5 protein-coding genes are annotated in these 5,348 nt (G+C 51.4%); 4 read left to right on the top strand and 1 reads right to left on the bottom strand.

The genetic code is table 11. The features are described 5' to 3' along the window. Positions 1 to 426 (top strand): transposase (locus C7B82_RS12235; protein WP_181357462.1); only part of this gene is annotated, 426 nt, incomplete at its 5' end. 355 nt (positions 427 to 781) lie between these two features. Here C7B82_RS12235 and C7B82_RS12230 read toward each other — a convergent pair. Beyond that, positions 782 to 1,804 carry a catalase family protein gene (locus tag C7B82_RS12230; RefSeq protein ID WP_106256575.1) on the bottom strand — a complete coding sequence of 341 codons (1,023 nt, stop codon included), beginning with the start codon at positions 1,802 to 1,804 and terminating at the stop codon, positions 782 to 784. A 340-nt stretch (positions 1,805 to 2,144) separates the two neighbouring features. Between C7B82_RS12230 and C7B82_RS12225 the strand changes: the two genes are divergently transcribed. The 3 genes from C7B82_RS12225 (at position 2,145) to C7B82_RS34660 (ending at position 5,329) form a co-directional block, all read left to right on the top strand. Continuing rightward, a complete protein-coding gene (locus tag C7B82_RS12225) occupies positions 2,145 to 3,350 on the top strand; it encodes a hypothetical protein (RefSeq protein WP_106256574.1) in 1,206 nt (401 codons plus the stop codon). Between the two features lie 58 nt (positions 3,351 to 3,408). Continuing rightward, positions 3,409 to 4,875, top strand: coding sequence for a Dyp-type peroxidase (locus tag C7B82_RS12220; protein ID WP_106256573.1), 1,467 nt, complete (start codon positions 3,409 to 3,411; stop codon positions 4,873 to 4,875). A gap of 199 nt (positions 4,876 to 5,074) precedes the next feature. Continuing rightward, a complete protein-coding gene (locus tag C7B82_RS34660) occupies positions 5,075 to 5,329 on the top strand; it encodes a zinc ribbon domain-containing protein (protein ID WP_106256572.1) in 255 nt (84 codons plus the stop codon). Positions 5,330 to 5,348 lie beyond the last annotated feature (19 nt).

Raw genomic sequence — 5,348 nt, 5'->3', positions numbered from 1 at the left:
CAGTGGCAGTTTAAGGCTACCGACCTGTACGGCATCGTGGAACCAGCCACGGGTGAGCACTGCTTCTATGCGTTCACGCACCTCAATAGCGACTGCTTCCAAGTGTTTCTAGCTTTGGTGAGGGCACAGTACAAAGACTGTATGCTCATCATGCAATTGGATCAAGCCGGGGCACACAAAGCCAAACGCTTAAAGCGGCCAGCTAACCTCATCTTGCTGTTTCAGCCGTCTCGGGCACCAGAAACCAATCCCATTGAGCGCCTGTGGCAGCCTTGCAAGTTAGGGCTACGCTGGCAGTTGCCTAAAGACCTGGACGAGTTGCGGTGGTTGATGCGGGCACGGTTAGAAACAATGACCCAAACGGTGATTGCTTCGATTGTGGGCTGGCACTCTATTTTAGACGCACTATCTGTAGCCGGATTTTAAGGGATTGGTATAACTACCTCGTCGTCAGTGACCACCACGATACTCTTTGCCGTTGCCAGGTTGATCCGGTTCAACGCCTCTTTCATTGTTCCAGTCACTAAGGGGGTAGCGCGCTGAAGGTAAGGATGTTTGGAACTCCTTGCTAGTCTGTGTTGTTATTGTTAGAAGACTTGAGCTTCAAACAAAGTGGAGACTTCTACGACAGCCCTACTATGTTGGTGGGCAACAAGCAGGAAATGATGGAACAGTGATGTTCAACCTCGATTCGCTCCGCTGGTTCCCCAGAGCATAGAGACGCGATTGATGGTACTTTTTTACTCAAGTAGCGATCGCATCGTCATCCCTCAAACTTCCCTTAAGACTTTTTCGGTAAAGGTTCTTGAGGAGGGCGATGATTCAACTCATGCCGCAGATTGGACAGCATGTGATAAGTCTGCCGACGGGCGCGGTTAATGGCTCCCAAAGGTTGATGTTCGGGCAGCGTATGCCACGGCGTATAGGACAGATTTTCACAAAAGGTCATTTGTTCTTCAGAATCAAAGGTTTGGGGCGGAATACGGATGGTGGCGACCTTGATCCAGGGGGAATTCCAGTGGCGGGTGGGATCTTCGATCGGCATCTGTACCGGGTCAGTTTGCACCTGCACTAGAAAATCAAACATCATCCCAGAGCTTCCTTGCAAAGACTCAATCATGGACTGCCGCAGATAGTTTTCCGTGCGGACCCAGAGCAAACCACCTGTCGCGGTACCCACAGGTTTAGCCGAGAACTTGATCGCTCGATCGCCTAATTTGTAGGGGGTTGTGCTCCAGTACTGAGTCAACAACGGATTCCTAACATTCTGACTAATGGTAGACCCAGCAATCCACAATTCCCGTAGTCGCCAGGTGCGGGGATTCAGACTGGGAAGAAAAAATCGAATGGGCAACGATGCTTTTTGTAACGCGCTAAAAAAATCCACATAGTCGGTCAGATCGCGAATAAAAAACAGGGGATAGTTAATCATCACAAAATCCTGGGTACCCTGTTCGTCGTCGAGTACCTTTTTCCCGGGTACGTCCATTAATTTAATTGCCATGCCCCGACTGTCGAATTTCTGGTCATCCTGTTCTTGAGCATTAGAAAAGCGAATCCAAGCTGGAAAAACGCGCGGTTGGCTGAAAATGCCGACTTTTAAAGATGCTGGTACATCTGCTGCAATGGTGAATTCGGCGCTGACACAGCCGTGATGCTTGGGATGCTCGGTGCGCTTGACGGGGCGGGTGTTTCGGTTCAGAAACGATTCCACATGAATTTTGATAATGGTCTGAATTGCCTCGGCTTCATCGGTCGTGGGATATTCTTGGCCCAGTTCTAAATTCTGTACTTGATTTTTCATAGGATTTTTCCTAAAGAATGTTAAGTTAAATCGGGTTAGTTCAATCAACTGCTCAATCCTTGAATTAGACAGAATGAATGAAGCAACAGGATGCAATCCAAGGTAAATTTTCTAACTTTTTCTTTGTGGGCTTATGGACGGTCAATAAAAAGTAACTATTTTATGATTTATGACGTGCGCCTTTGTCCCAACCCCCCTTTCTTGGATGCCCGACAGGACTATATTATGGGGCTTTAAGCAGCTCTGTTCCCCTTTTCCTGAATCCCAACAGGAGCATCAGCTCGGAAGACATCAGCACACAGATTCATGATGGGTTTTCTAGCGTCAATACGGAGAATGAATGGCACCTAAAGCACTAACTGTGATTGTCAGGATTAAATCCGGGGAGGCGGTCGCTCTGCACAGCCTGCTAGCGGAGATTGGCAGTCATATTCGGACCAATTCCTACGTGCGCTGGACGGAGAGTCGGCTCGTTCATTTTGCTCGTTGGGCGATTCTGCCGGACACCGATCGCGGTGGCAGTCGCTTATTGTTTGCCTGTAATTATGATGGCGAGTTGGAAGCATTCTTGGAGGAATTAGTAGCGATCGCCCCCGGACTCGATCAAATCTGGGGTCGCTGTGAAGGCTATACCGGACAGACAAATCTCCTCGCCTTCATCCAGGAGCACACCTACAAACCTCAGGCATTTTTCATTGCCTTTCAGACCGCCACCGTCCAGACCATCCGCAATGCCATTGCCCTGCGAGAGCAGATGCAGAACGTCCTCGATTTGCCCTGCGTGGCTCAGTGGCTAGTCGATCCCAGCATTACCTCCTTTTTAGATCAGCTTGCCCAGGTGCCCAAAGTGATGCCTTGGTGGAAGTCGATCGGGCACTGGGGGATGCAGGTGATGATGGCGGTGGGCACTGGAGTTGAAGCGATCGCTGATGCCATCCGCAGAGCTTTGATCGCGATCGCTAAACTCCTCGTCAAACGCCTGGGGCAGCCGACAAAACCCCAGACCCTGGGTAGTTATAGCGGACTCGACACCGACAAAACCCAGGCACTGGAAGCCGTCGAAGACCGCATCGTCCAAAACCAGATGAACATCATCACCGACATTCAGCCCGTTCGCTTATTGCGCTTACGACTCATTCTGCTGATGATCGATGTCGCGGCTAAATACCTATTTCCCCCCGGCGAACTGTTAGACATTCGCACCATTCATTTTGCCCGCTGGGTGATTATCGATGGCGGCAAACGGCTTCTGTTCATCAGCAACTACGACGGTTCCTGGGAGAACTACATCGGTGATTTTGTTGATAAAGGTAACTTTGGCTTGAATGCTATCTGGAATAATTCCGTCAACTATCCCCCCGGCGGTGCCCAAGACATTGTTTCTTTCCGCAAATATGTCCGCGACCACCAATTGCCCTCCCAGGTGTTCTATTGTGCCTATCCCCAAGCCACCGTCAAAAACATCCTCCGCGATCGCCACATCAGCCAAACCCTTGCCGCCGACTTCAGCCGAGAAACCGTCGAACATTGGCTAGAACTTCTATAGCCAATCCAAAATTCAAAGTTCTCTAGCCTAGCTGCGCCAAGCGCTAGCCAAAACGACTATGCCAGATCTCACACTCGCGGCTCGATCCGATATTCAGGGCATGATTCTGAGTGGCTATGGGCACTTGCCCGATGCAGCCTATCAATTTTTGCAAATCCACAATGTTGCCCAGTTCAAAGTCTGGTTGAGCCGTTTGATTCCTGCTATCACAACCGCAAAGCCCTGGGACATTCAGCCGGATGGCACCAAAGCCAAACCAGAAATGGCGGTCAATTTAGCCTGGAGCTATGCCGGATTGCGGGCGATCGGGCTTGCTCCCGAAATTCTCAATACCTTTGCACGTGAATTTATTGAGGGCATGATCACCCCTAAACGGTCCGAGCTGCTGGGCGATACGGGCACCAGTGCTCCCGAACATTGGGACGTTGGCGGTTCCCAGAATCCCGAAATCCACCTGGTGCTGATCCTGCATGGATTGAATCGGGAGCAGATCCAACAGTACCTCAGAGACCTGTTGCCGGAAGCTGCCGGAGTAAGGACGATCGCCACCGAATATGGCTTCCGACCGCCCCATCAAAAGGAGCATTTTGGCTTTCACGATGCCATCTCCCAACCCCAAATTGAGGGCACCGGCGACCAACCCACCGCTCCTGAAAATGTCATCCGCACGGGCGAGTTTATCCTGGGCTATGCCAACGAGTATGGTTTGCTGCCGTCACCGCCCACCGTACCCCGAACCCAGGATGCCAACGATCTCTTGCCCGATCTCGTTATCCCCGATGCAGCGACCGGAGCCTCCACGTTAAAAGATTTGGGACGACATGGCACCTACCTGGTGTATCGCAAACTGGCTCAGGATGTGGCAGGATTCTGGCAGTTTATGGCTCAACATGGGCAGGATGCCACGGGGTGCCCCGCTGCCAGCGATATGTTGTTACTGGCTGCCAAGTTTGTCGGGCGCTGGCCCAATGGTACACCCTTGGTCTTGTCTCCCACTCAGGATGATCCATCCATTGAGAATGCGAACCAATTCCAGTACATGCCTGAGGATGCGGGCGGATTCGCCTGTCCGATCGCCTCCCATATTCGCCGCACCAACCCCCGCGACTCTCTCGATGGCTCTCCAGCCGAGTCCTTCAAAACCGCACGGCGACACCGCATTCTCCGGCGGGGATCGATCTACGGAGAGCCGCTATTCCCCCTGGAAGCACTGGATCAGCATACCGTCCCCCTGGACATTGCCGAAGATGGACAACCGCGTGGGCTGCACTTCTTTGGGGTAAATGTCAACATTGAGCGACAGTTTGAATTTATTCAACAGACTTGGAGTAACAATCCCAAATTCAACGGGCTATACAACGATAAAGATCCCATTTCGGGAGACAACGATGGATCGGGAGTAATGACGATTCCCCGCCATCCAATTCGCGAACGGGTGAACCACCTGCCCCGCTTTGTCACGGTGCGGGGAGGCGGTTATTTCTTCCTCCCCAGCCTGACAGCGATCCGATTTTTTGCGCTCTAATTTAGCGGACCAGTGGCGTGCAACAAAGCGATCCGTTTCGTTCATGTTCCGGTTGGACAGCAGTAGTTCGAAGGCTTGGAGGACAGCGATCACATTACTGGTAAGTGGAAGGAAAAAGACTCAACAGAATTAGCCTCCGTTTGTCAAACTGATGTATTTTTTACGCGCCGCTTGCCACGAGACCAATGACTAAACCGCCATAAATAAAGCCATCCTGGACGCGGCATGGGGTGAACTCCAACAGAAGACATCTGCTGTGGCTGCAAAGTCAGGCAATCTCGTCTGGAGTACTAACCCACGCTGTTCGTCTCAGGAGTGCTCAGTCTGCCACTTTATTAGCCCCACCAATCGAGAGGGCGAGAAGTTCCTTTGCGAAAGTTGCGGAACGCTAGATGATTGGACTTTGGACAAATTTATAGGGCAGAGTAGCAGAGGAAGCAGCAATAGGCGATAAAGAGCAAATCAAACACGCT

Source organism: Stenomitos frigidus ULC18 (genome assembly GCF_003003795.1).
Taxonomy (GTDB): Bacteria; Cyanobacteriota; Cyanobacteriia; order Leptolyngbyales; family Leptolyngbyaceae; genus Stenomitos; species Stenomitos frigidus_A.
This window is presented reverse-complemented; position numbering and strand designations above follow the sequence as displayed.

Coding starts and splice junctions, on each gene's coding strand:
- C7B82_RS12230 (WP_106256575.1), bottom strand. CDS start 1,804: ATGAAAAATCAAGTACAGAATTTAGAACTGGGCCAAGAATATCCCACG.
- C7B82_RS12225 (WP_106256574.1), top strand. CDS start 2,145: ATGGCACCTAAAGCACTAACTGTGATTGTCAGGATTAAATCCGGGGAG.
- C7B82_RS12220 (WP_106256573.1), top strand. CDS start 3,409: ATGCCAGATCTCACACTCGCGGCTCGATCCGATATTCAGGGCATGATT.